This window comes from Actinoalloteichus sp. AHMU CJ021 (genome assembly GCF_002895405.1).
GTDB classification, from domain to species: domain Bacteria; phylum Actinomycetota; class Actinomycetes; order Mycobacteriales; family Pseudonocardiaceae; genus Actinoalloteichus_B; species Actinoalloteichus_B caeruleus.
In genome coordinates, this window is sequence record NZ_CP025990.1 from 2141710 (window position 1) to 2164388 (window position 22679).

The 22679-nt window shown below is 71.4% G+C and carries 16 protein-coding genes; 8 read left to right on the forward strand and 8 right to left on the reverse strand.

Annotated elements, in window-relative coordinates:
• Positions 1 to 205 precede the first annotated feature (205 nt).
• From C1701_RS08935 to C1701_RS08950, 4 genes are read right to left on the reverse strand one after another with little or no spacing between them, the layout of a single operon-like run.
• Positions 206 to 814, reverse strand: a complete 609-nt coding sequence (locus C1701_RS08935) for a GTP-binding protein (RefSeq protein ID WP_026066338.1) — start codon at positions 812 to 814, stop codon at positions 206 to 208.
• Positions 795 to 1484, reverse strand: coding sequence for a DUF742 domain-containing protein (locus tag C1701_RS08940; protein WP_103055796.1), 690 nt, complete (start codon positions 1482 to 1484; stop codon positions 795 to 797). The genes C1701_RS08935 and C1701_RS08940 overlap by 20 nt, the downstream gene beginning before the upstream one ends.
• Before the next feature lie 31 nt (positions 1485 to 1515).
• Positions 1516 to 1938, reverse strand: coding sequence for a roadblock/LC7 domain-containing protein (locus tag C1701_RS08945; protein ID WP_026417533.1), 423 nt, complete (start codon positions 1936 to 1938; stop codon positions 1516 to 1518).
• Complete coding sequence (locus C1701_RS08950) at positions 1935 to 5390, reverse strand: sensor histidine kinase (protein ID WP_051313383.1); 3456 nt, start codon at positions 5388 to 5390, stop codon at positions 1935 to 1937. Before C1701_RS08950 ends, C1701_RS08945 begins: the two co-directional genes overlap by 4 nt.
• Positions 5391 to 6328: 938 nt before the next feature.
• Between C1701_RS08950 and C1701_RS08955 the strand changes: the two genes are divergently transcribed.
• The 6 genes from C1701_RS08955 (at position 6329) to C1701_RS08980 (ending at position 12842) form a co-directional block, all read left to right on the forward strand.
• On the forward strand, positions 6329 to 7363 hold the full coding sequence (locus C1701_RS08955) for an ABC transporter substrate-binding protein (RefSeq protein ID WP_026417534.1): 1035 nt from the start codon (positions 6329 to 6331) through the stop codon (positions 7361 to 7363).
• 39 nt (positions 7364 to 7402) lie between these two features.
• The gene (locus tag C1701_RS08960) at positions 7403 to 8170 is read left to right on the forward strand and encodes an ABC transporter permease (RefSeq protein WP_026417535.1); all 768 of its coding nucleotides are present in this window, start codon (positions 7403 to 7405) and stop codon (positions 8168 to 8170) included.
• Positions 8167 to 8994 (forward strand): ABC transporter permease, encoded by an 828-nt coding sequence (locus C1701_RS08965; RefSeq protein ID WP_026417536.1) that lies wholly within the window; start codon positions 8167 to 8169, stop codon positions 8992 to 8994. Before C1701_RS08960 ends, C1701_RS08965 begins: the two co-directional genes overlap by 4 nt.
• A gap of 2 nt (positions 8995 to 8996) precedes the next feature.
• Positions 8997 to 9971 carry an ABC transporter ATP-binding protein gene (locus tag C1701_RS08970; RefSeq protein WP_030105170.1) on the forward strand — a complete coding sequence of 325 codons (975 nt, stop codon included), beginning with the start codon at positions 8997 to 8999 and terminating at the stop codon, positions 9969 to 9971.
• 190 nt (positions 9972 to 10161) lie between these two features.
• Positions 10162 to 11823: a DNA repair helicase XPB gene (locus C1701_RS08975; RefSeq protein ID WP_030105169.1), complete on the forward strand. Its 1662-nt coding sequence runs from the start codon at positions 10162 to 10164 to the stop codon at positions 11821 to 11823.
• A gap of 71 nt (positions 11824 to 11894) precedes the next feature.
• On the forward strand, positions 11895 to 12842 hold the full coding sequence (locus tag C1701_RS08980; protein WP_103057006.1) for an o-succinylbenzoate synthase: 948 nt from the start codon (positions 11895 to 11897) through the stop codon (positions 12840 to 12842).
• 60 nt (positions 12843 to 12902) lie between these two features.
• On the opposite strand, the gene C1701_RS08985 is transcribed toward C1701_RS08980, so the two are convergent.
• Together C1701_RS08985 and C1701_RS08990 are read right to left on the reverse strand one after the other, a co-directional pair.
• Positions 12903 to 16634, reverse strand: a complete 3732-nt coding sequence (locus tag C1701_RS08985; protein WP_103055797.1) for a S8 family serine peptidase — start codon at positions 16632 to 16634, stop codon at positions 12903 to 12905.
• Between the two features lie 179 nt (positions 16635 to 16813).
• On the reverse strand, positions 16814 to 17956 hold the full coding sequence (locus C1701_RS08990; protein WP_026417540.1) for a CapA family protein: 1143 nt from the start codon (positions 17954 to 17956) through the stop codon (positions 16814 to 16816).
• 244 nt (positions 17957 to 18200) lie between these two features.
• Between C1701_RS08990 and C1701_RS27275 the strand changes: the two genes are divergently transcribed.
• Positions 18201 to 18605 carry a hypothetical protein gene (locus tag C1701_RS27275; RefSeq protein WP_026417541.1) on the forward strand — a complete coding sequence of 135 codons (405 nt, stop codon included), beginning with the start codon at positions 18201 to 18203 and terminating at the stop codon, positions 18603 to 18605.
• A gap of 469 nt (positions 18606 to 19074) precedes the next feature.
• Entirely contained in the window at positions 19075 to 19296 is a 222-nt protein-coding gene (locus C1701_RS09000) for a PspC domain-containing protein (protein WP_026417542.1), read from the forward strand.
• 202 nt (positions 19297 to 19498) lie between these two features.
• Here C1701_RS09000 and groL read toward each other — a convergent pair whose 3' ends face one another.
• Both groL and C1701_RS09010 read right to left on the reverse strand, forming a co-directional pair.
• Positions 19499 to 21118, reverse strand: a complete 1620-nt coding sequence (gene groL / locus C1701_RS09005; protein ID WP_026417543.1) for a chaperonin GroEL — start codon at positions 21116 to 21118, stop codon at positions 19499 to 19501.
• Between the two features lie 335 nt (positions 21119 to 21453).
• Positions 21454 to 22587 carry a serine/threonine-protein kinase gene (locus C1701_RS09010; RefSeq protein ID WP_030105163.1) on the reverse strand — a complete coding sequence of 378 codons (1134 nt, stop codon included), beginning with the start codon at positions 22585 to 22587 and terminating at the stop codon, positions 21454 to 21456.
• Positions 22588 to 22679: the final 92 nt, after the last annotated feature.

Genomic DNA, 22679 nt, shown 5'->3' on the forward strand with positions numbered 1-22679 from the left:
GTCCGCCCCGGTGGTGGCTGCTGGCGCGGCGGTGGCACCGCGTCCGCGGTCGGACTCGTGCCGCTTCCGCCCATCGGCCCGGACCGGGAGCCCCCGACGACTCCCTCCTGGCCCGGGTCCACCTCTCTTCTCAGCCGGCAGCGGCCCCACCCGGACTGCCGGAACGATGGCCGCCGGCGGCACCCGCCACGGCCACCGGTGTGCCTCAGCTGCCGCTGTGCACGGCCAGCCGCTGCCGCATCGCGTGCTCGACCAGCGTGATCAGCGCCTGCTTCGTCGAGTCGCGGTTGCGCGCGTCACACGTCACGATCGGCACGTTCTCGTCGATCGTGAGCGCCTCGCGCACATCCTCGATCCGGTGGTGCAACATGCCGTCGAAGCAGTTCACCGCCACCACGTAGGGCAGCTCCCGGTCGTCGAAGAAGTCGATTGAGGCGAACGCGTCGGCGAGCCGGCGGGTGTCGACCAACACGATCGCGCCGATGGCGCCCTTCACGAGGTCGTCCCACATGAACCAGAACCTGTGCTGGCCGGGCGTGCCGAACAGGTACAGGATCAGGTCGCTGTCCAGCGAGACCCGGCCGAAGTCCATGGCGACCGTGGTGGTCACCTTCCCCGGCGTCGCGGTCAGGTCGTCGACCCCCACGCTGGCTTCCGTCATGACAGCTTCAGTGGTCAGCGGCACGATTTCGGAGACCGAGCCCACGAAGGTCGTCTTGCCGACGCCGAACCCTCCGGCCACGACGATCTTCGTGGATGTGGTCGCCTGCTTCTGTTCCGCATTCCGCTGGGGATCAAAGCCTGCGAAGCCCACTTAACACCCTTTCCAGGAACGCGAGAGACGGCCCGTCACCCGTCACCAGGCCGCTGTTGTGCACGAGGACCAGCCCCAGACTCGCCATGTCGCCGATCAGCACCCGGACCACGCCCAGTGGCAACCGGAGGTGCGCGGCGATCTCCGCCACCGACCGGGTCTCGGTGCACAGACCGCAGATCGACCGGTGCTCGGCCAGCGCCGCGGTCCGCTGCTCGCGGCCACGATCGCTGGTGGAGACCAACGCCTCGATGGGAAGATCATAATCGGGGCGGGTCCGCCCGCCCGTCCTGGCGTAGGGGCGGACGAGGGAACCGGTCTCCACCAGCGGATCCCGGCTCTCCTCGTCGTCGTGCTCGTACTCCGGCCAGCTCTGCTCGGTCTCGTCGACCGGTGGCGGGGCCTGGTAGCCGTCGGAGTAGCCGCGGTCGGCGTACTCCCCGGCGTAACCGTCGGAATAGTTGTCGGACATGCTCGTGCCGAGCAGATCGGCGCCAGGTCCACCGAAGAGCGCGCGGTCCGGGTCTCCGACGAGGTAGTCGACGTCTTCGTCCCGGTGGTGCCGCTCGGCCCGGTCCCGGTGATGGGATCGTCCGTAGAAGCCATCGAGGTCGAGGCGGCTGGCCCAGTCGCCAGCACGTCCGTCACCGGAACCAGGGTCAGTGGTCATCACCGATCACTCCGTAAGTTCACCTGCGAGGTCACCTGCGGGTAGCACCTTGCAACTGGGCTCGTAGCTCTGGCGTGAGCTGGGCCCCGACCCGCTCGACGAGCAATGTCATCTCGTAGGCCACCAAACCGATATCACAGTTCGGTGCCGCCAGGACAGCCAAACAGGAGCCGTCACTGATGGACATCAGGAACAGGAAGCCCTGTTCCATCTCCACCACGGTCTGCGCCACCTCACCGGCGTCGAAGACCCGGGCGGCGCCCTGGGTGAGGCTGATCAGGCCGGAGGCAACCGCGGAGAGCTGCTCGGCCCGGTCCCGGGGCAGGCCGTGTGAACCCGCGAGTAGGAGGCCGTCCGCGGAGACGACCACCGCGTGGGCGACGCCGGGGACACGCCGTACGAAATCAGTGATCAACCAACCGAAGCTGCCTGGTTGCTGGGCGGAAGCGGTCACTCCTGCTCCTCGTCGTGACGGCCGGTGGACTGGTGTGATTGTGCTGCGGACGGGCCGGTGTTCACCAGGGTCTCGACCCTATGGTGCCTGCCACGCCGCAGTCCCTGCTGGAAGTTGGACATCCTGCCTCTGATCGAGTCGGCCGAGCGAACGGGGCCGAAGCGCTCTTGCCCGGTCGACGCGGGGGCGGGTGCCGTTCCAGAAGCGGTGCTCCTCGGGGACTGCTCGGACGGCTTGACCCTCGGTGGGGTCTTGGACTTGTCCTTCTTCGGAGCGATCGAGCCCGGCATCAGCTGGGCCTTGGGCACCCGCTTGGGCAGCCCCGCCGTCGTCGTGTCCTCCGGGCTCTGGTTGAGCACGGTCTTGGCGGCCTCCCACCCCTCGTCGCCGGCCGAACGCCAGCTGTGCTGACCGGTCGACTCCGGTTGAGCGCTCTCGGCGACCGGTGGTGCGGGCGGGGGCGTCTCCTGGGGGCGCTCCGGCTCCCTGGTGGCGGGCCGGTCGGCGGGGCGTGGCCGTCGCACGATCTCCGTCGGCGCGGACCGGTCCGGCCGCTTGGGCAGCGGCCGAGGACCACGGTGGTCGTTGCCGGACGGTGCGGCCTGGTCCCTGCCGGCGGCCGGCCGGGGAGCGGGCTGCCGCGCCTGCGCCTGCGGGGCGGGGGCGGGTTCCTCGGCGGGCTGGTCGTCAGCGGCGTCCGGGTCCTCCGGCTGGAACCACTGCGACAGCACCTCCTCGTAGATGGGCAGCCGCTCGGTGGGGGCGTCGAGGTCCGCGTTCGGGTCCCTCTCCTCCTCGGGCGCCTGCCGCTTCCCGGCCTGGGCCGCCTGCCGCGCGGGGCGGTCGACCGGCCTGGCCGGCGGGGCGGCCGGCGCCTCCTGGGATGCCCCCAGCGCCTCCTGGGCGTCGGCCCAGTCGTCGTCCGCGCCCTCGGGCTCCTCGGCCCTGCCCTGGGCGTCGTCGACGTCCGTCGGGCTAAAGTGGGCGGTGTCCTCCGGCCCGACCGGGCGGGCGCCCGACAGCCGGTTGGCGAAGTCGGCGCCGCGGTCGGGGCGGCGAGCCGGCGCCGGCTGCTCGGCCGCCTGGTTCTCCGGAGCCGGGGAGAAGAAGGAGCTGGTGCTGGCGGTGGCCGTGGTGCCGGCGTCCTGCACCGCGCTGGCGTCGAACACCCCGCTGTCGAGGTTGTTCAGCGCCGGCGACGCCGGCTCCTCCATCTCGTCGTAGTACTCGTACTCGTCCTCGGCGTCGCCGCCGGGCGGGAGCGCTGGCACCGAAGCCGGGTCGGCGGCACCACCCTGGCTGACCACCGCGGCGGGCGGCTGGGCCGGACCGGGCGGCGGGGCGAGCGCACCGGCGGCGGTTCCCCGCACCGAGGACGGCCGGACGACCAGCGCGGCTGGCACGACGACGAGGGCGATGATGCCGCCCTCCAGGTACTCGCTGCGCAGCCGGACGCGGATCTCGTGCCGCTTGGCGAGCTGGGCGACCACGTACAGACCCATCCGCCGGGAGACCCCGACGTCGACGCGCGGCGGGTTGGCCAGCCGCTCGTTGACCGCCGAGAGCTCCTCGTCCGGCATACCGACACCGCGGTCGGTGATCTCGATGATCAGCTCGTTCTTGCGGCTGTGCGCCGTGCGCACCGTCACCTTCGTGCTCGGGTCGGACAGCGCGGTCGCGTTGTCCAGCAGCTCGGCGATGAGGTGGACGAGGTCGTTGACGGCACGGCCCTGCACGAGCAGTTCGGGCGTGCTGGAGACGGTGACCCTGGCGTACTGCTCGACCTCGGAGACCGCCGCGCCCAGGATGTCGCCGACCGGGACCGGCTTGGCCATCCGCCGGGTGGTGTCGGTGCCGGCGAGGACCAGCAGGTTCTCGCTGTTGCGGCGCATACGGGTCGCGAGGTGGTCCAGCTCGAAGAGGTTCGCCAGCTGGTCCGGGTCCTGCTCGTCGCGCTCCAGCCGGTCGATCAGGCCCAGCTGCCGCTCCACGAGGGTCTGGCTGCGGCGGGAGAGGTTGACGAACATCGCGTTGACGTTCGCCCGGAGCAGGGCCTGCTCACCGGCCAGCCGGACCGCCTGGTTGTGCACCGCGTCGAACGCGCGGGCCAGCTGACCGATCTCCTCGCGGGTGTGCACGTCCACGGCGGGCACGGAGACCTTCGGGATCTCGTTGTCGGTGTCCCGCATCTGGGCGATGACCGCCGGCAGGCGCTCGTGGGCCACGTCCAGCGCGGTCGTCCGCAGCGTCCGCAGCGGGCTCAGCATCGACCGGAGGACGACGGTCATCAGGACCAGCGCGAGCACCAGGGTGCCGAGCACCAGACCGGCGTCGCGGTAGGCGGCGGTGCGGACGTCGCCGGCCAACCGCTCGGCCTCGCCGTGCAGCTGCCCCTGGAGGCCGTCCTCCACCTGGCGCATCAGGTCGAGCGTGGTGGCGGCGGCCTGGTTCCACTCGGCGACGGGGATGCCGAGGCCCCCCTCACCGCCCGACCTGGCCAGTGCCTGCTGGAGCAGGCGGCTCCTCAGGTCGACCTCCGGACCGGTGACGGTGTCGGCGTAGAAGTTCGCCTCCGACACCGAGGCGGTGTTCTGGAACTCGGTGAGCGCCGCCGCGTACTGGGCGCTGGCCCGGGAGACCACGTCGGTCTGCCCGGTGACGAAGGAACCCTCCTGCGCGGCGGTGAGCAGCACCGACCGCTGGATGGCGATCTGTTCCTTGGCCCTGGCGACCGCCTCGGTCCCACGGAAGGTGGAGCTGACCTCGGTGTCGGCCGCGCTCGCCGCGAGCTCCCGGTTGAGCTGCAACAGCGTGTCGATCATGCTGGTGTAGGTGGTGATGACGGCCACGTGCGGGTACTGGGAGCCCAGCACCGCCCGTTCCCGCAGGACGCCCAGCGTGCCCAGGCGGTACTGGGCCCGGTCGAGGGCGGACTGCACCGAGGCGGTGTCGGTGGCCAGCACGCCGGCGGCGCTGTCGAAGCTCGCGACGGCGGAGTCGACCTGCCCCATGACCTCGGTGAGCGACTCGTCGTTGCGCTCCCGGCCGCTGGCGATGTAGACGGCGGCCAGGTCGCGTTCACGCTGGAGTTCGTGGGCGAGACCGGTGATCCGCTGGGACAGTTCGACGCTGCGCACGACCAACGCGTAGGTGTCTGCGGCGCGCAGCTGGTCGAGGACTCGGAACCCGCCGAGCACCACCGCCGCGAGGGTGGGTACCAGCAGGATGACGATCAGCTTGTTGCGGACCTTCCAGTTCTGGAGCCGCCAGCGGCCACTGCGCTTCGGGGACAACGCGACCTCGTTCGCGTTGTCCTCGGCTGGCTCGACGCCGGAGTCGCGCGCTGCGCCCTGCTGACCGACCGCACTGGGGCGGCCGTCGCTTTCCGCACCGCGCGCCTCGTCGGCGTCAGCGGCGGCATCAATCCCGGAGGACGCCTTCTGACCTGGCACGGCTAGTTAATCCTCCAACTCGGGGTGACAGAGGGAGCGGAGTCGAGCGTCGACGAGTTCCGGGATCCGGGAGCAGCCTCGGTGCCGCTGGCAGGAGTGCCACGGCCCCCGCACCGCGACCGGTCGGCCCCGCGGCTGCGCCGGAGCCCCTGGCCCTCCCGCTGCGCGCAGCCGAAGCGGCCGGACCCCTGCCATCCCACTCCCTGATCGACTCGCGACGCCTCGGCCCCGTCATGTTCGTGAAGGCAACGAGCGTCGCCGCGCCACTATACTCACGCAGCGCAAGTCGCCACGCCGGACATCCCCCGATAGACCACCCAATTGGGTTGGCATCGTCTCAAAAACTACCGGTTGTTTCCAGTAATGCCCCCGTTTAGGGTGTCTCGTGTCTTGCCAAGGCGAGCACACTCCCAGAGATGAGGCCATGTCCGCATCGCGACGCCGACCCGGCGGCGAACGGCCCGCCGGCACGCCGGACCACCGGCCCTCGCCGCCCGGGCGAGCGGTGTCACCTCCCGACCGGAGCGACGGCGACCCTCGGTCCCCGCACTCTACTTCGGACACCGGGGCGGCAGTGGCGTCGGCCACTCCGACATGCGGGAAGATCGCGATCCGCTCACCCCTCGGCCACGGCACGACGTCAGCGCGCTCCGGAGATCCACCCCCGGACGTCGACCACGCCCCGCGACCGAGCAAGCACCACTCCGACATTCGAGCAGTGCGGGTACCACCAGTCGGACTATCGATTTGGCAAGTTGATCAGAAAGTTACTTGAAGTAGCGCAAAACGGGATCGTTCGCTCACCTAAGCGAAGTAATCGAGTGATCTAATGGCGATCAACCGAGCACGGATAGTGACGCCTCTGACGCTTGTCGCCCGGCCGGCCAGGCGAATCGCCACTTTCGCCGAAGTCCTCTCACATCATCAAGGAGCATCACATGGTTCGACCGAACCGGTGGACGGCGCCCACGTCGCGGCCCGTACGGGTGGCCGCGGTGGGCACCGCTCTCTCGTTGACTGCCCTGCTGAGCGGCTGCGGCCTGCTCGACGGGTCCAGCGGAGCGGACGAGAGCGCCGCCGAGGGCGGGGGCCAGGTTGAGAAGTCGGACATCACGATCGGTTACAACCCGATCATCGACGTGGCGCCCATCTTCTACGCCGACGAGAACGGCTACTTCGCCGACGAGGGCCTGAACGTCACCACGGAGCGCACCACCAGCGGCGCCGAGGCGATCGCCTCGCTCGCGGGGGGATCGCTCGACTTCACCTACGGCAGCCACGTCGCCTTCATGGCCGCGCAGGCCTCCGGCATCGCCGACCTCAAGATCGTCGGGGACGCATACACCGCCCTCGAGGACAACGTGGCGATCATGACGGTGCCCGACTCCGGGGTCGAGACGCCCGAGGACCTCGCCGACGTCAGCATCGGCATCAACGCCGAACGCAGCCTCGCCGACCTGCTCTCCATCTCCGCCATGACCTCCAACGGCGTCGACGTCGCCTACGACGACGTCAACTGGCAGCAGATGGCCATGCCCGACCTGCCCACGGCCCTGGCCAACGGCGACATCAAGGCCGCCCTCCTCCCGGAACCGTTCCTGACCCAGGCCGCGATGGAGTACGGGGCGTTCAAGGTCCTGGACGCCGCGGAAGGACCGACCGCCGAGTGGCCACTGGGCGGGTACGTGGTCAGCGCGGACTTCGCGGAGGAGAACCCGAGGACCGTGGCCGCGTTCCAGCGCGCGCTGGTGCGGGCCTCCGAAGCGCTGGTGGACCAGGGCGAGCTGGAGCAGATCCTGCCCGAGGTCGCCGGCATCGAGGAGGACATCGTCTCCGTCCTGAACTTCGGCGCCTTCCCGACCACCCTGGAGGCCGAGCGCATCCAGCGGGTGGCCACCCTCATGTCGCAGTTCTCCTTCATCGAGGAGCCGATCGACGTGGAGGACATGATCGTCCCGCTCCCCGAGGACTGATCGCCGTTCACTGATCACACCACGACGGACTGACACCTCATGCGTTCAGCGCTCAGGGGCGCGATCGGCGTGGCCGGCTTCCTCCTCCTCTGGGAGGCCGCCGGGCACGCCGGGTTCGCGCCGCAGAACCTCTTCCCCCCGGTCTCGATGGTCTTCGCGCGGTTGGGAGAACTCCTGGCGACCGAGGAGTTCCTCCGCGAGATCATCGCGACCGTCCTCGCCTGGCTGATCGCCCTCGCCGTCGCCACCGGGATCGCCGTCCCCCTCGGCCTGCTGCTCGGCAGCTACCCCGCCGTCCGGCGGGCCACCAAGGTGCTGGTCGAGTTCATCCGGCCGGTGCCACCGGTGGCCCTGATCCCGCTGCTGATCGTGCTCATCGGCAACGGCCCCGAAACCAAGATCAGCCTGGCCGTCTTCGGCGCGCTCTGGCCGATCCTGTTCAACACCATCTACGCGCTCGACGAACTCGAACCGATGTACGTCGAGACCGCCCGCTCCTTCGGCCTCGGCCGAGCGGCGATCATGACCAGGGTGGCACTGCCCAACGCCCTGCCCTTCATCTTCACCGGAGTCCGCATCTCCGCGTCCATCGCCCTGATCCTGGTGATCAGCGTCGAACTCCGAGGCGGCGGCACCGCCGGCATCGGGTACTGGATGCTCGGCGTCAGCCAGGGCATCCGGCAGATGGACCTGGTGCTCGCCGGCACGCTGGTCGCCGGGGTCATCGGTCTGCTCAGCAACTACGGGCTCGAATGGCTGCAACGGCGGCTCTTCGGCTGGAACGAGATCGCCCAGGAGGCCCGATGAGCGAGCAACCGCGACGCCGGGCCCTCGGCTTCCTCGAACGCTGGCTCGTGTTCGCCGGCGCGGTGGTCGTGTGGGAGATCGTCACCCGCATCTCCGACAGCGTCTTCTTCCCACCCCCGTCGAAGATCGTCCAGTTCTGCGCCGAGCTGTGGTTCGTGGCCGAGCCCACCCAGCTCTTCCTCGCCGACACCGTCTACGAGGACATCCTGCCCAGCCTCGCCAGGGCGCTGGGCGGCTGGTTGATCACCGCGGTGGTGGGCATCTCGCTCGGGCTCGCGCTCGGCCGGTCCAGGATCGCCTACGAGTACCTGAACCCGCTGGTGACGTTCCTGCGGTCCGTACCGCCCCCGGCGCTGATCCCCGTGTTCATGGTCGCCTTCGGCATCGGCGCCCAGATGCAGATCGCCACCATCGTCTTCGGCGCGCTGTGGCCGGTCCTGCTCAACAGCGTGGACGGCGCCCGGTCCGTCGACCGGGTCAAGACCGACACCGCGCGGTCCTTCCGGATCTCCCGGACCGAGTGGATCAGGATGGTCGTCTTCCCGGCGGCCCTGCCCAAGATCTTCGCCGGGCTGCGGACCAGCCTGGCCATCTCGCTGATCCTCATGGTGATGTCCGAGCTCGTCTCGTCCAACCACGGCATCGGCTACCGCATCCAGCTGTCGCAGAACACCTTCTCCTTCGACACGATGTGGGCCTGGTTGGTGCTGCTCGGGGCGCTCGGCTACCTGCTCAACAACGCGCTGCTCGCGCTGGAGCGGCGGATGCTCGGCTGGCAACCCAAGCGTGAGGCCGCCCCCGCGACGGCCAAGGCAGGAGGATGACGATGACGACCATGCTGGAGGTCTCCGACCTCGGCCACACCTACGGATCGGGTGACACGGCCTACACGGCGATCTCCGACCTGTCCTTCACCGTGGAGACCGGGGAGCTGACCTGCATCGTCGGCCCGTCCGGCTGCGGGAAGTCCACCCTCCTGCGGGCCATCGCCGGCCTGCACACCCCCACCGGCGGGACCGTCCGGCTCAAGGGCGAGACCGTCGCCGGGGTGCCGGAGGACCTGGCCGTGGTGTTCCAGGACTACAGCCGCTCGCTCTTCCCCTGGCTCACCGTGCGGGACAACGTCGAGTTCCCCCTGCGCTCACGCGGGGTGTCCGCCGACGACCGGGCCAGCCGGGCCGCCGAGGCCCTGGAGTGGGTGGGCCTCGGCAAGGCCGGCAAGAAGTACCCCTGGCAGCTGTCGGGTGGGATGCAGCAGCGGGTGTCGATCGCGCGGGCGCTGGCCTGCCGGCCCTCCCTGCTGCTGATGGACGAACCGTTCGCCTCCGTGGACGCCCAGACCCGCTTCGAGCTGGAGGACCTGCTGCTGCGGGTCCGGCGTGAGCTGAACGCCACGGTGCTCCTGGTCACCCACGACATCGACGAGAGCGTGTACCTGGGAGACCGGGTGCTGGTGCTGTCCAAGCCCCCCGCGACGGTGGTGGCCGAGCTGCCCGTCGACCTGCCCCCGGTGCGGGACCAGATCACCACCCGCGAGTCCGACGCGTTCGTCTCCCTCCGGAGCGAGGTGGCCCGGCTGCTGCACGGCAAGGAGCCGGCCACGCGCTCCGCGCCCCAGGTGACCTCGGAGGCAGCCGGGACGGGCGACCAGGGCGTCCACGTCGCCGATGGTGGGACCCCGAAGGGCCAGCGGACCGTGACGGCCCCGAAGAACCGCCGCAACGGCGCCGGCGGCAAGGGCCGCAAGAAGCACATGAAGACCAAGAAGAAGCGCGGCGTCACCGTCCAGCGACCGCGCTGAACCCGTCGTCGGCCCGAACGGGGCGTCCCGGCACCGCCGGGGCGCCCCGTTCCGCGTCCTCCCCGAGCGCGCGACCCGGTCACCCCTCGCCACGTCCCGCCCACCGGCCCGCGCCCTCACCCGGCCCGAGCACCCCTCCGCCGGTGGGACACTGGTGGACGGCCCAGCCAGCGGAAGGAGCGCTGAATCCGTGACCGATGGTCCACTGATCGTCCAGTCCGACAAGACGCTGCTGCTCGAGGTCGACCACGAGCAGGCGCAGGAGGCCAGACTGGCGATCGCGCCGTTCGCCGAACTCGAACGTGCCCCCGAGCACGTGCACACCTACCGGATCACCCCGCTCGCGCTGTGGAACGCCAGGGCGGCGGGACACGACGCCGAGCAGGTGGTCGACGTCCTGGTCCGCTTCTCGCGGTACCCGGTCCCGCAGCCGCTGCTGGTCGACGTCGTCGACACGATGGGCCGGTTCGGCCGGCTCCAGCTCACGAACAGCCCGGTGCACGGGCTGGTGCTGGTCTCCTTCGACCGCGCCGTGCTGGAGGAGGTGCGGCGGAACAAGAAGATCGCGCCGATGCTCGGGGCCCGCATCGACGATGACACCGTCGTGGTGCACCCGAGTGAGCGCGGCCGGCTCAAGCAGGTGCTGCTCGGTGTCGGGTGGCCGGCGGAGGACCTCGCCGGCTACGTCGACGGGGAGGCGCATCCCATCACCCTGGAGGAGGACGGCTGGGAGCTGCGCGACTACCAGCGGCAGGCCGCGGACGCCTTCTGGGCGGGCGGCTCGGGCGTGGTGGTGTTGCCGTGCGGGGCTGGCAAGACCCTGGTCGGAGCGGCCGCGATGGACCGGGCGAAGTCGACCACCCTCATCCTCGTCACCAACACGGTCGCCGGGAGGCAGTGGAAGCGTGAACTGATCGCCCGCACCTCCCTGACCGAGGAGGAGATCGGCGAGTACTCGGGGGAACGCAAGGAGATCCGACCGGTCACCATCGCCACGTACCAGGTGATCACCCGGAGGAGCAAGGGCGAGTACCGGCACCTGGAGCTGTTCGACTCCCGGGACTGGGGCCTGATCGTCTACGACGAGGTGCACCTGCTGCCGGCTCCGGTGTTCCGGATGACCGCCGACCTCCAGTCCCGCCGTCGCCTCGGACTGACCGCCACCCTGGTCCGCGAGGACGGGCGGGAGGGCGACGTGTTCTCCCTGATCGGACCGAAGCGCTACGACGCGCCGTGGAAGGACATCGAGTCGCAGGGCTGGATCGCGCCGGCGGACTGCACCGAGGTGCGGGTGACGTTGACCGAGTCGGAACGGTTGACCTACGCGACGGCGGAGGCCGAGGAGCGGTACCGGGTGTGCTCCACCGCCGCCACCAAGATCCCGGTGGTCAGGGCGATCCTCGACCGGCACGGCACCGAGCCCGCCCTGGTGATCGGCGCCTACCTCGACCAGCTGGAGGAACTGGGAGCCGCCCTGGACGCCCCCGTCATCCAGGGCGCGACCAAGAACAAGGAGCGGGAGGCGTTGTTCGACGCCTTCCGTCGTGGCGAGTTGCGCACGCTGGTGGTGTCCAAGGTCGCCAACTTCTCCATCGACCTGCCCGAGGCGAGCATCGCGGTGCAGGTGTCGGGGACCTTCGGGTCGAGGCAGGAGGAGGCGCAACGCCTCGGCCGGGTGATGCGACCGAAGGGTGACGGGCGGCAGGCGCACTTCTACTCCGTGGTCAGCCGGGACACCCTGGACACCGACTACGCGGCGCACCGGCAGCGGTTCCTCGCCGAACAGGGCTACGCCTACCGGATCGTGGACGCCGACGACCTGCTCGGCCCGGCGCTGCCGGAGGTGGGGTGACGACCGGCGGCACGGCCGTCCGCGTTCCTGGTGCCGTCGACGACCTGCTGGCCAGGGTCTACGCCATCCCGATGCGGACCCGGTTCCGGGACATCACGGTCCGCGAGGGCGTCCTGCTGCGCGGCCCCGCCGGTTGGGGCGAGTTCTCCCCCTTCCGGGAATACGGGGACGAGGAGTGCGTCCCGTGGCTGCTCAGCGCGGTCGAGGCGGCCACCTCGGGGTGGCCGGGGCCGCTGCGCGAGCGGGTGCCCGTCAACTGCACGGTTCCGGTGGTGCCCCCGGCGGAGGCGCACCGGCTGGTCCGGGCCTCCGGGTGCCGGACGGCGAAGGTCAAGGTCGCCGACCCCCGGTCGTCCCTCGCCGAGGACGCGGACCGGCTGGCGGCGGTGCGCGACGCCCTGGGGCCGGCGGGAGCGATCAGGGTGGACGCCAACGCCGCCTGGGAGGTCGACGCGGCCGTCGGGGCCATCGCCGTCCTCGACCGCGCGGCCGGCGGCCTGGAGTACGTGGAACAGCCGTGCCGCACCGTCTCGGAGCTCGCCGAGGTGCGCGGTCGGGTCGTGGAGCGGGGGGTGCGGATCGCGGCGGACGAGTCGATCCGCCGGGCGGCCGACCCGCTCGCGGTGGCGGTGGCCGGTGCCGCCGACGTGGCGGTGCTCAAGGTCGCCCCGCTGGGCGGCGTGCGGGCGGCGCTCGCGGTGGCGGAGGCCTGCGGACTGCCCTGCGTGGTGTCCTCCGCCCTGGAGAGCGGCGTTGGCCTGTCCGCCGGGGTCGCGCTGGCTGGCGCGCTCCCCGAGCTGGACTTCGCCTGCGGGCTCGGCACCGGCTCCCTGCTGACCTCGGACGTCACCTCGAACGGCCCCGTCCCGGCCGGCGGGTGGCTGCCGGTGCCCCGCGCTTCCCCGGAGGTGGGACCAGCGGACGCCGGGTTCCCCTGGGCCGACGCGTCCACGGCGCGGTGGTGGGTCGACCGGCTCGGCCGCGTCGCCGCGCTGGCCGAGGAGTCCCGGCGACGCTGATCGCGGCGGGCAGCCGACGCACCCCCGCCCGCCGAGGGCGCGGCGGGCGGGGGCACCGGCTCAGCGCAGCCGGTACGCGTCAGGCAGGGTCTCCGTGTACGTCACGCCCCCGTCGCTGGCCGTGGTGCGCAGGGCGACCACGCCCGATCCGGGATTCCGGAGGCTGACCAGCCATTCGGGGCCGTCTGCCTCGACCAGGGCCGCCGACCAGGTCTCCCCGCCGTCCGCCGAGTACTCGACGGACGGCGTTCCGACCGTGCCCTCCCCGTCCGACCCCTCCTGCCGGTGGACGCCGAGGCCGAAGGTGAACTCGGCGCCGGCCGGTGCGGCGTTCTCCAGGTCGAGCGGGATCCGGTAGGCGAACCCGAGGAGCGGGAGCGGCGTGGTGTCCCCGGTGCGCGCGCTGGGGAAGGTCCACTCGCTCCGCACCTCGGTGCCCACCGCGATCCCGGGGAGGTCCCGCGTGGCGCTGACCGCCAGCCGGTACTCCCGTTCCTCCGGGTCGAGCAGGAAGGTGCCCATCCCGGGGAAGTCGTTGCGGCCCACCTGGGTGCCGGCCGAACTCAGGACGGTCTCCCCCGTGTAGTCGTTCGGGAAGACCATCCCCCGGGCGCCGGTGTCCTGGCCCTGGAGCATCGGGAGGTTCACCCGGAGGCTGTCCCCGGTCCTCGCCACGAAGGGCACCTCCCGTCCGGTGAACGGGTCGGTACCGACTCCGGTCAGGCGAGGACCGAACGGGCCGCGCAGCAGGTCGAGCGCGTACGAGCCGCCCGGCTGGTAGTCCTCGGTGCCGGTGATGTGGACCCCGACCGGATCCATGATGTCGGTGCTGACCGAGTACTCGAAGGACCACGGCCCCGGGGTGACGAAGGCGCGCTGTTCCGTGCCCGCCGGCACGGTGGCCTCCGCGCCGAACACGAGGTCGCCCCGCTCGTGGATGGCCACCACGCTCGTGCGGTGCTCCGCGTCCCGCACGGAGTGCGCCCGCAGCGCCAGTTCGACGAGATCGTCCGGGGTGTAGGACCACTCGTGGCCGTCGGGCAGCCCGCCCCGCACCTCGTCGTGCAGCAGGTAGGCGGCGGCCGACGCGTCACGCGGGGTGAGGGTCGCCTCGTCCGCTCCGGCGGCGATGCGCTCCCGGATCTGGAACAGTTCCACGCCGTACCCGCCCAGCACCGGGATGTCCCAGGTCGACCCGGGTTCGGGGTAGCCGGTGGTCCACACCGCGCTCGCCCCGGCGGCGACGAGTTCCCCGATGCGTTCCGCGAGCGCGTCGTACCCGGCGTCCGGCAGGTCCAGCACCGCGACCGCCCCGTCGACGTCCGGGAGCTCGGCGCCGTCCCCCACGTCCACGAGCGGGGCGCTCAGCGGCTCCTGGAGCTCGCCGAGGCCGAAGATCTGCGGCTGGAGTTCGAGGGCGTCCTCGTCTCCCACGGAGAACAACAGCTCAGGGCTGCCGAAGTGGGCGGTGTGGAACAGCGCGAGGCCGTCGGCCGGCCCGCTGGGCAGGACGTGCTCGCGGCCGTTGGTCGACCAGCTCATCAGCACGGAGTCGCCATCGGCCACGGCCTCCGAGATGATCCCGGTCTCGGCGAACATCCCGCCGAGGGGACGAGCGGCGGGGTCCTCGACCCGGACCCGGACGTCCGAGGCGGCGGTGCCGTCGAACCGGATGACCTCGTCCCGCGTGCCGACGCTCACCTCCCGCATGCCGAACACCCGGTCCCAGTAGGCCCCCGCCCCACCGCCCGGCGGGGTGTAGAGGTCGAGGGCAAGGGTCAGCACCCGGTAGTCACCGGGTGGGAGGGCCACCGCCTCATCCTGATACGTCGCCCACGCCTCCCCGGTGGTGCGGCTCTGGACGAGGTTCAGGCTGAGGGCGGCCGGCTGGCCCGAGTACGCGGTCGCCTCGACGCGGAGCGAGCTGGTCTCCGGCGTGACCTCCGCGCCCAGCGCGACCCGGACCAGCACGTCCCCGTCGCCCTCGGCGACCAGGGCAGCACTGGCCAGGGTCCCGCCCGGACCCGCGGCCGCGTGGTCCACGGTCACCTCGACGGGCACCTCGCCGCCGGCCGGCACGGTCACCGAGTCGGAGGAGAGCCCGAACATCCCGGCTGGCGGCTCGCCACCCACGCCGACGATGTCCAGCTCCAGGTCGACCGGCCCAGCACCACCGTTGCGCAGGACGACGGTCTCCGCCGCCGGGGTCCGCTCCTCGTCGACCGGCCACTCGACCGAGCCGAAGGACACCGCACCCGGTTCGGCGTGGACCCGCTGTCCGCTGGCCCTGGCCAGGTCGAGCCGTCCGGCCCCCTGCCCGTAGACGGTGGTCCCCCCGATCTCCCGAGCCGTGCTGACCAGGGCGGCCTTCAGCTCAGCCGCGTCCCACTCCGGGTGCGCCTGGGCCAGCACCGCCGCCGCCCCCGCGACGTGCGGGGCGGCCATCGACGTGCCCGACATGGCCACGTGGTGCTCGTCGAGGCCGTCCAACCCACCGGTACCGGCGGCTCTGGCCGCGCCGATCGACTCACCTGGCGCGCTGATCTCAGGCTTGACGGCGGCGTCCCCGACGCGCGGGCCCCTGCTGGAGAAGTCGGCGAGCTCGTCGCTCTTCGTGCTCGCGCCCACGGTCAACGCGGCGTCCGCGCTGCCGGGAGAGGCGACGGCCCGGTCCTGCCCGAAGTTGCCCGCGGCCACCACGAAGAGGGCACCGGTCTCCTCGGTGAGCTGGTTGATGGCCTGGGCGAGCGGATCGGTGCCGTCGGACGGCCCACCTCCGAGGCTGAGGTTGACGACCCGGGCGCCCGAGTCGACTGCCCAGCGCATCCCGGCGAGGATCGCGTCCTCGGGGCAGCCGTAGTCGTCGCAGACCGTCCCGTGCAGCAGGTCCGCGTCGGGCGCGACGCCCCGGTAGGCGCCGTCCGAGGCCGCTCCCGACCCGGCGATGGTGGCGGCGACGTGGGTTCCGTGCCCCACACCGTCACCGGGAGGGGCATCCGGGTCGACGAAGTTCTCCGCCCCCGCCACGTTGCCCACCAGGTCGGGGTGCTCCGGGTCGTACCCGGTGTCGAGGACGGCCACGGTGACGCCTTCCCCGGTGTGCCCGGCCTCCCAGGCGGTCGCAGCGCCCACGTGCGCGACGCTGTCGACGAGGGTGGGCCGGAGCCGCTGGTTCAGCCAGAGCTTCTGCCCACCGGAGGCGTGGGCGAACTCGGTGGCGCCGGGGTCCGGGTCGCGGATCTCCTCCCAGAACGCGGCCGCGTCCTCCTTGGGGGCCGTGAGCGCGCTGACGTCCAGGCCGGGCACCGTCCTCGTCACGGCGACCCCGGCGCCCTCCCCCGGCTCCGCGAAGGTGCCGACCACGTCCGCGCCCGTGGCGAGCAGGGAGAGGTCGGGAGACCTGAGGTCGTCGAAGCCCTGGTCGACGAGGAGGGAGACGTTGAACAGCCGTTCGTCGATCCGGTCCGCCGCGACGAGGGGGAGCGCGTCGAGCGGGTAGACGTACTCCTGACCGTCGAGCCGCACCCGGGTGTACCCGACGTCCGACCGGCCCTCGGCCATCCGGACCCCGGTGACCGCGAGCGGGCCGTCGTCGTCACGGCGCACGAAGACCTGGTCGCCGGTGACCAGGGTCACCCGAGCGGGGACGTCGTCCCTCGGGCTCCCGGTCGGAGGCGGGTCGGCGGCCGCCGCCGCTCGGTCCGGTGACGCCGCCGCCGTGGCCGGTCCCAACGCGGCGCCGAGCAGGCACAGGGCGGCCAGGGTGGCGATCCTCGATCTTGGTAAGCCCATGAGCTCACTTCCTGGTTGACTTCTGGTGTCCTCATCAACACAGGCCGTGCGGTGTGGGGGTTGCGCGCGTGGCCGATGTCGGCCACGCGCGGGGCGGTGGCACCGGGGGAGCCGCCGCTCTCCGGCCTGGGGCGACCCCGGCACCAGGTTCGGGGGCGGTGCCGCCGGGGGCCGGGGGCTCAGCCGGCGTAGCGGGTGAGGCCGTGCTCGGCCCCTCCCCGGCTGAGGACGACCTCCTCGGTCCGCGCCAGCGCCTCGGCCCGACCGGGGGCCTCGATGTCGGCGGTGGTGAGATCCACCAGGCGGATCGGTGGGCCGAGTTCGACCAGCGTCGGCACGTACTCCGCGACGGTGACCGCCCAGTCGCCCGCCTCGTCCCGCTCGAAGGTGAAGCGCGCGGCCACGCCCTCCTCGGTGATGCCGCGCGGCTCCGCGTGCCTGGCCACGTGGTTGCCGAGCCCGTAGGTGACCCACTTGCCGTTGATCCGCTCGAACGGCTGCACGGAGTGGGCGTGGTGACCGATGATCAGGTCGATCGCGTCGTCGGCCAGCAACAGCTCGGCGAGGTCCTGTTGTTCCTGGGTCGGCTCGTGCACGTACTCCACACCCCAGTGCAGGCTGGCGACCACGACCTCGGCGCCGGCCTCCCTGGCTCGGCGGGCCCCGGCGAGGATCTCCTCCGGGTCGAGCGTGTTGGACATCCAGGGCTTGCCCTCGGGGAGGGGCACTCCGTTGAAGCTGAAGGTGTGGGAGATGTGCGCGACTCGCGCGCCGTTCACCTCGCGGACGAGCGGGGTGAGGGCCTCCTCCTCGGTCCTGGCGGCTCCCGCCTGGCCGAGCCCGGCGTCATCCAGGGCTTCCAGGGTGCGGATGACCCCCTCCTCGCCCTGGTCGACCGTGTGGTTGGAGGCGGTGGTGCAGACGTCGTAGCCGGTGGCGGCGAGTCCCGTGACGACCTCCGGTGGCGCGCTGAACCTGGGCCAGCCGAGGAACGGGCCCTCGGCGGGCGCGATCGGCACCTCCAGGTGGCACAGTGCCACGTCGGCGTCCTCCACTAGGGGAGCGACCCCGGCGAACAGGGGCCGGAAGTCCCGCTCCCCCTCGCCCGTCTCCGCGGCGTCCAGCTCCGCCTGCTCGGTCAACGCCGGGTGGACGAGGACGTCGCCGGTGGCCACCAACACGAACGTGTCGTCGGGTGCCTGGGCCGCTCCGGCCCCGGCGGCGTCCAGCTCGGGAGGCCGGGCCACCACCGGTGAACCCCCGGTGCAACCGGCCGCGAGCAGGGACAGGGCAAGTGCCAGCGTCGGCACCCGGTAGCGCATCTCGGTCCTCCAGCCGACACCCACACGGCAGGTGGCCCCAGTCGGGCCACCAGCGGTCACGCCCTGAAGGCGAGAACCGGCATCACCAACCGTACGGGTGTCCCTCGGACAGCGCTTACAAATACTCTAGGTAGCCTCATCTCCCGGTGATCGATTTTTTTGTACGCTGAAACCACCCATACGGCCTAACCGACTGGCGCCAACCCGTCGCCCGCAACCGAGGGTGACCAGCGAGGTGAACCCGATGCCGGCGACGCGCAGCTTCTACTTCTACCGACGGGTGGCCGGCACCGACGCTGTCTACGGGGCGTGCACGAACCAGATCGAGTTGAGCGAGGACAGGAACCGCCTGCATCTCCGGCTCGCCTCCACGGCGAAGTTCGCGGTCACCCTGGAGTGGCGCGGCCTCTTCCACCTGATCGAGGCGCTCAGCACGGAGATGCGCTTCGGAGTGGCGTGCCGGCACGAGACCGAGGGGCCGGTCACCCTCGTCGTCGAACCCGACGGGAACGACATGACGCTGTCGCTGCGCATCGAGGGCAGCCCCATCACCGTCGCCTTCACCCCCCGCCAGACCACCGAGCTGATCAGTCACCTGCGAACGGGCCTTCGGCACATCGAGGCGACGAGACCGGGCCGTCTGCTCTGAGGACCCCCTCAGGCGTCGAGGAGCACCCGGATCGGGGTTCGACGCCCAGCACCGCCCTGCCCCGGCTGACAAGTGGGCGTTGGCCAGCAGCTCCGCGAACTGGGCGGAGAACCCGTGGCCGGAGATCGACGCGCCACCCAGGGCACCGGAGGGGTTGTGGTTGTCGCGCGGGTTGTCGGCGTGGGGTGCGGTGGCCGGCGGGTGCTCGGCGTGGTCGTGCGCGGACCTTGACCTGGTCGTCGGACCCGGCCGAGGAATTCCAGTTCGCCCGCCATGTTCCACCGGGGAACGGACGCCTCGCTCCCCGACAGGGCGGGGCACCCCGCTCGACCTCGCCCGGTGCCGACCTCACGCCATGACGGACGGCCCCCCACCAGGCGGTTCCCCGGATCCGCCTCGGACGGGGTCAAGGGGCGGGATCGGGGCCATCCCCGATGGATCGGCGATGCGCCCCGGCCAGAGTGGTGGCATGGCTGACGGGAACTTCACCAGCAGGATCCGACGCCGGTTCCGCAGGAGCACCACTGACCGGATGCTCGGCGGGGTCTGCGGCGGGATCTCCGACCTGACCGGCGTCGACACCCCCCTGGTACGGGTGGGTTTCCTGGTGCTCACGCTGGCGAGCTTCGGTATCGCCGTCGTGCTCTACCTGGGCTGTTGCCTCCTCGTGCCGGAGCGGGGCACCGACTGACGACCGCCGCCACCGGCACTGGGAGGACACCGGCACCACACCAGCTCGGGTCCTCCCGCCGCGAGCGGTCAGCGAGCACTCCCGTGCGCGGCCCGGTCGGCGCCCCACCCGGTCACCGCCTCCCCCGGTCCCGGAACACGGCGAAGGGGCCGGCCCGCGAGACGCGGACCGGCCCCTTGTCGACCAGCGGCCGTGGAACGGCTCAGAAGTCCATCCCGCCGGCGTCGGGAGCGGCCGGGGCCTTCTCCTTCTCCGGCTTGTCGGCCACGACGGCCTCCGTGGTCAGGAACAGACCGGCGATGGAGGCGGCGTTCTGCAGCGCGGAACGGGTCACCTTCACCGGGTCGGTGATACCGGCCTCGACGAGGTCCTTGTAGGAGCCGCTGGCGGCGTCCAGACCCTCGCCGGCCTTCAGGCCCTTGACCTTCTCGACCACGACGCCGCCCTCGAGACCGGCGTTCACCGCGATCTGCTTGAGGGGGGCCTCGACGGCGACCTTGACGATGTTGGCGCCGGTGGCCTCGTCGGCGTCCAGCACCAGGTCCGCGAAGGCGGCCTCGGCGGCCTGCAGCAGGGCCACGCCACCACCGGCGACGATGCCCTCCTCCACGGCGGCCTTGGCGTTGCGCACCGCGTCCTCGATGCGGTGCTTGCGCTCCTTCAGCTCGACCTCGGTGGCCGCGCCGACCTTGATGACCGCGACGCCGCCGGCGAGCTTGGCCAGCCGCTCCTGCAGCTTCTCCCGGTCGTAGTCGGAGTCGCTGCGGTCGATCTCGCTGCGGATCTGGCTGACGCGACCGGCGATCTGCTCGGTGTCACCGGAGCCCTCGACGATGGTCGTCTCGTCCTTGGTGACGACGACCTTGCGGGCCTGGCCGAGCAGGGACAGGTCGGCGTTCTCCAGCTTGAGGCCCACGTCCTCGCTGATGACCTGGCCACCGGTGAGGATGGCGATGTCCTGGAGGATCGCCTTGCGGCGGTCGCCGAAGCCGGGGGCCTTGACCGCGACCGACTTGAAGGTGCCGCGGATCTTGTTGACGACCAGGGTGGCCAGCGCCTCGCCCTCGACGTCCTCACAGATGATCAGCAGCGGCTTGCCGGCCTGCATGACCTTCTCCAGCAGCGGGAGCAGGTCCTTGACGTTGGAGATCTTCGAACCGAACAGGAGGATGTACGGGTCCTCCAGGACCGCCTCCTGGCGGTCGGTGTCGGTCACGAAGTAACCCGAGATGTAGCCCTTGTCGAAGCGCATGCCCTCGGTGAGCTCCAGCTCGAGGCCGAAGGCGTTGCTCTCCTCGACGGTGATGACGCCTTCCTTGCCCACCTTGTCGAGGGCCTCGGCGATCAGCTCACCGATGCTGGAGTCGGCGGCGGAGATGCCGGCGGTGGCGGCGATCTGCTCCTTGGTCTCGACCTCCTTGGCGGCCTTCAGGAGCTGCTCGGCCACGGCGTCGACGGCCTTCTCGATGCCGCGCTTCAGGCTCAGCGGGCTCGCGCCGGCGGCAACGTTGCGCAGACCCTCGCGCACCAGGGCCTGAGCCAGCACGGTCGCGGTCGTGGTGCCGTCACCCGCGACGTCGTCCGTCTTCTTGGCTACCTCTTTGACGAGCTCGGCGCCGATCTTCTCCCACGGGTCCTCGAGCTCGATCTCCTTGGCGATCGAGACACCGTCGTTCGTGATCGTGGGGGCGCCCCACTTCTTCTCCAGGACGACGTTGCGACCCTTCGGGCCGAGCGTCACCTTGACAGCATCGGCGAGGGTGTTCATACCACGCTCGAGACCGCGGCGCGCGTCCTCGTCGAACGCAATCAACTTGGCCATTGCGGTGTTGTCCTCCGGCGATTGGGCGCTGCGGGAACGTGGGTACCCACAGCAGGACACGTAATGGGCCAGGCTCGGTGCCCGCGACGGACGACTGACCGGTCTGCCCCTCCATGCGGGGCCCCTTGCCAGCCTCACCGTCCCGGCCTTGGCACTCACCAGTAGCGAGTGCCAGTTCCGTGTTTAGCACTCTGCGGCGATGAGTGCAAGCGACAACGAGAGGGCGCGCCACACGCCCGCGAGGACACCCCCGCCGTGACCAGGCACGACCCGGAACGAGGCCGGCGGGAACCCTCGGGATTTCTCGTGCCGGCGCCCTCGGGGGCTGGAGGGTGTCAGGAGTTGACGATGACGACGACCAGCACGACGACCGCGACCAACGCCGCCAAGGCCATCAGCGGCAACACCCAACGGTTGCCACCCCCACCGCTGGAGGCGAACGACGACGCGGACTGCGCCGGCGAGGGCGGCCGCAAGCGCATGGGCTCGGCGAGACCAGCGGGGCTCTGACGGGGCAGACCGGTGGGGCTGGACGGCGGCCCCGTCGGCACCCCAGGGCGCGCCCAGCCAGCGGCCGGCGTGCCCGGTCCTGGCACGGTCTCGCGGCCCACCGGCGGAGCGGGGTGGTCGGGCTGGGCGACGCCCGCCAGCGCCGTCCTCGCGGCGGCCACGAGTTCCCGGCAGTTCGCGTACCGCTGTCCGGGGACCTTGGCCATCCCCCGGCGCAGGACCTCGTCGATGGCCGGCGGGAGGGCGACGACCGAGCTGACGGCGGGAACCTCGCGACCCAGGTGACCCTCGATCACCTGCGGGACCTGCCCCCGGTACGGCGGGCGCCCGGTCAGGCAGGCGAAGAGCACGCACGCCAACGAGTAGGCGTCCGTCCTCGGGTCGACCGGTTCCCCGCGCAGGTGCTCGGGGGCGGCGTAGGTCGGCGATCCGAGGAAGTCCCCGCCCTGGGTGCGGTGGCCGGTCGCGCCGCGCCGGGTGAGCCCGAAGTCGGCGAGGTAGACGTGCTCCTCACTGGACTCCTTGCTGGTGACGAGCACGTTCGCCGGCTTGATGTCCAGGTGCACCAGACCCCGGTCGTGCAGCATGTCCAGCGCCTCGGCGACCTGCCCGAGCAGGGCGAGCGCTCGCTGCGGTGCCAGCGGACCGTCCTTGATGAGCGTCGCCATGTCGGCCCCGTCGACCAGCCGCATCGCGATGAAGAGGAGGCCGTCCACCTCACCGAAGTCGTACAGCGGCACGACGTTGGGGTGGTCGATCGCCGAGGTGTTCCGCGCCTCGTCGACGAAGCGTTCGCGGAACTCCGCGTCCCCGGACAGGTGCTCCGCGATCACCTTGAGCGCCACCTTGCGGCCGAGGCGCTCGTCCGTGGCGCGGTACATGACGCTCATGCCACCTCGGCCGAGCACACCGTTGATCCGGTAGTGCCCCAATCGGCTTCCGGTGAGGTCCTCCGACACGACTCGCAGCCTAACGCTCGGTGATACCCGTTCACAGGCGCTTCACCGATCCCGCGGCCACCGGGCGCGGAAAGAGACGACGGGAACCACCT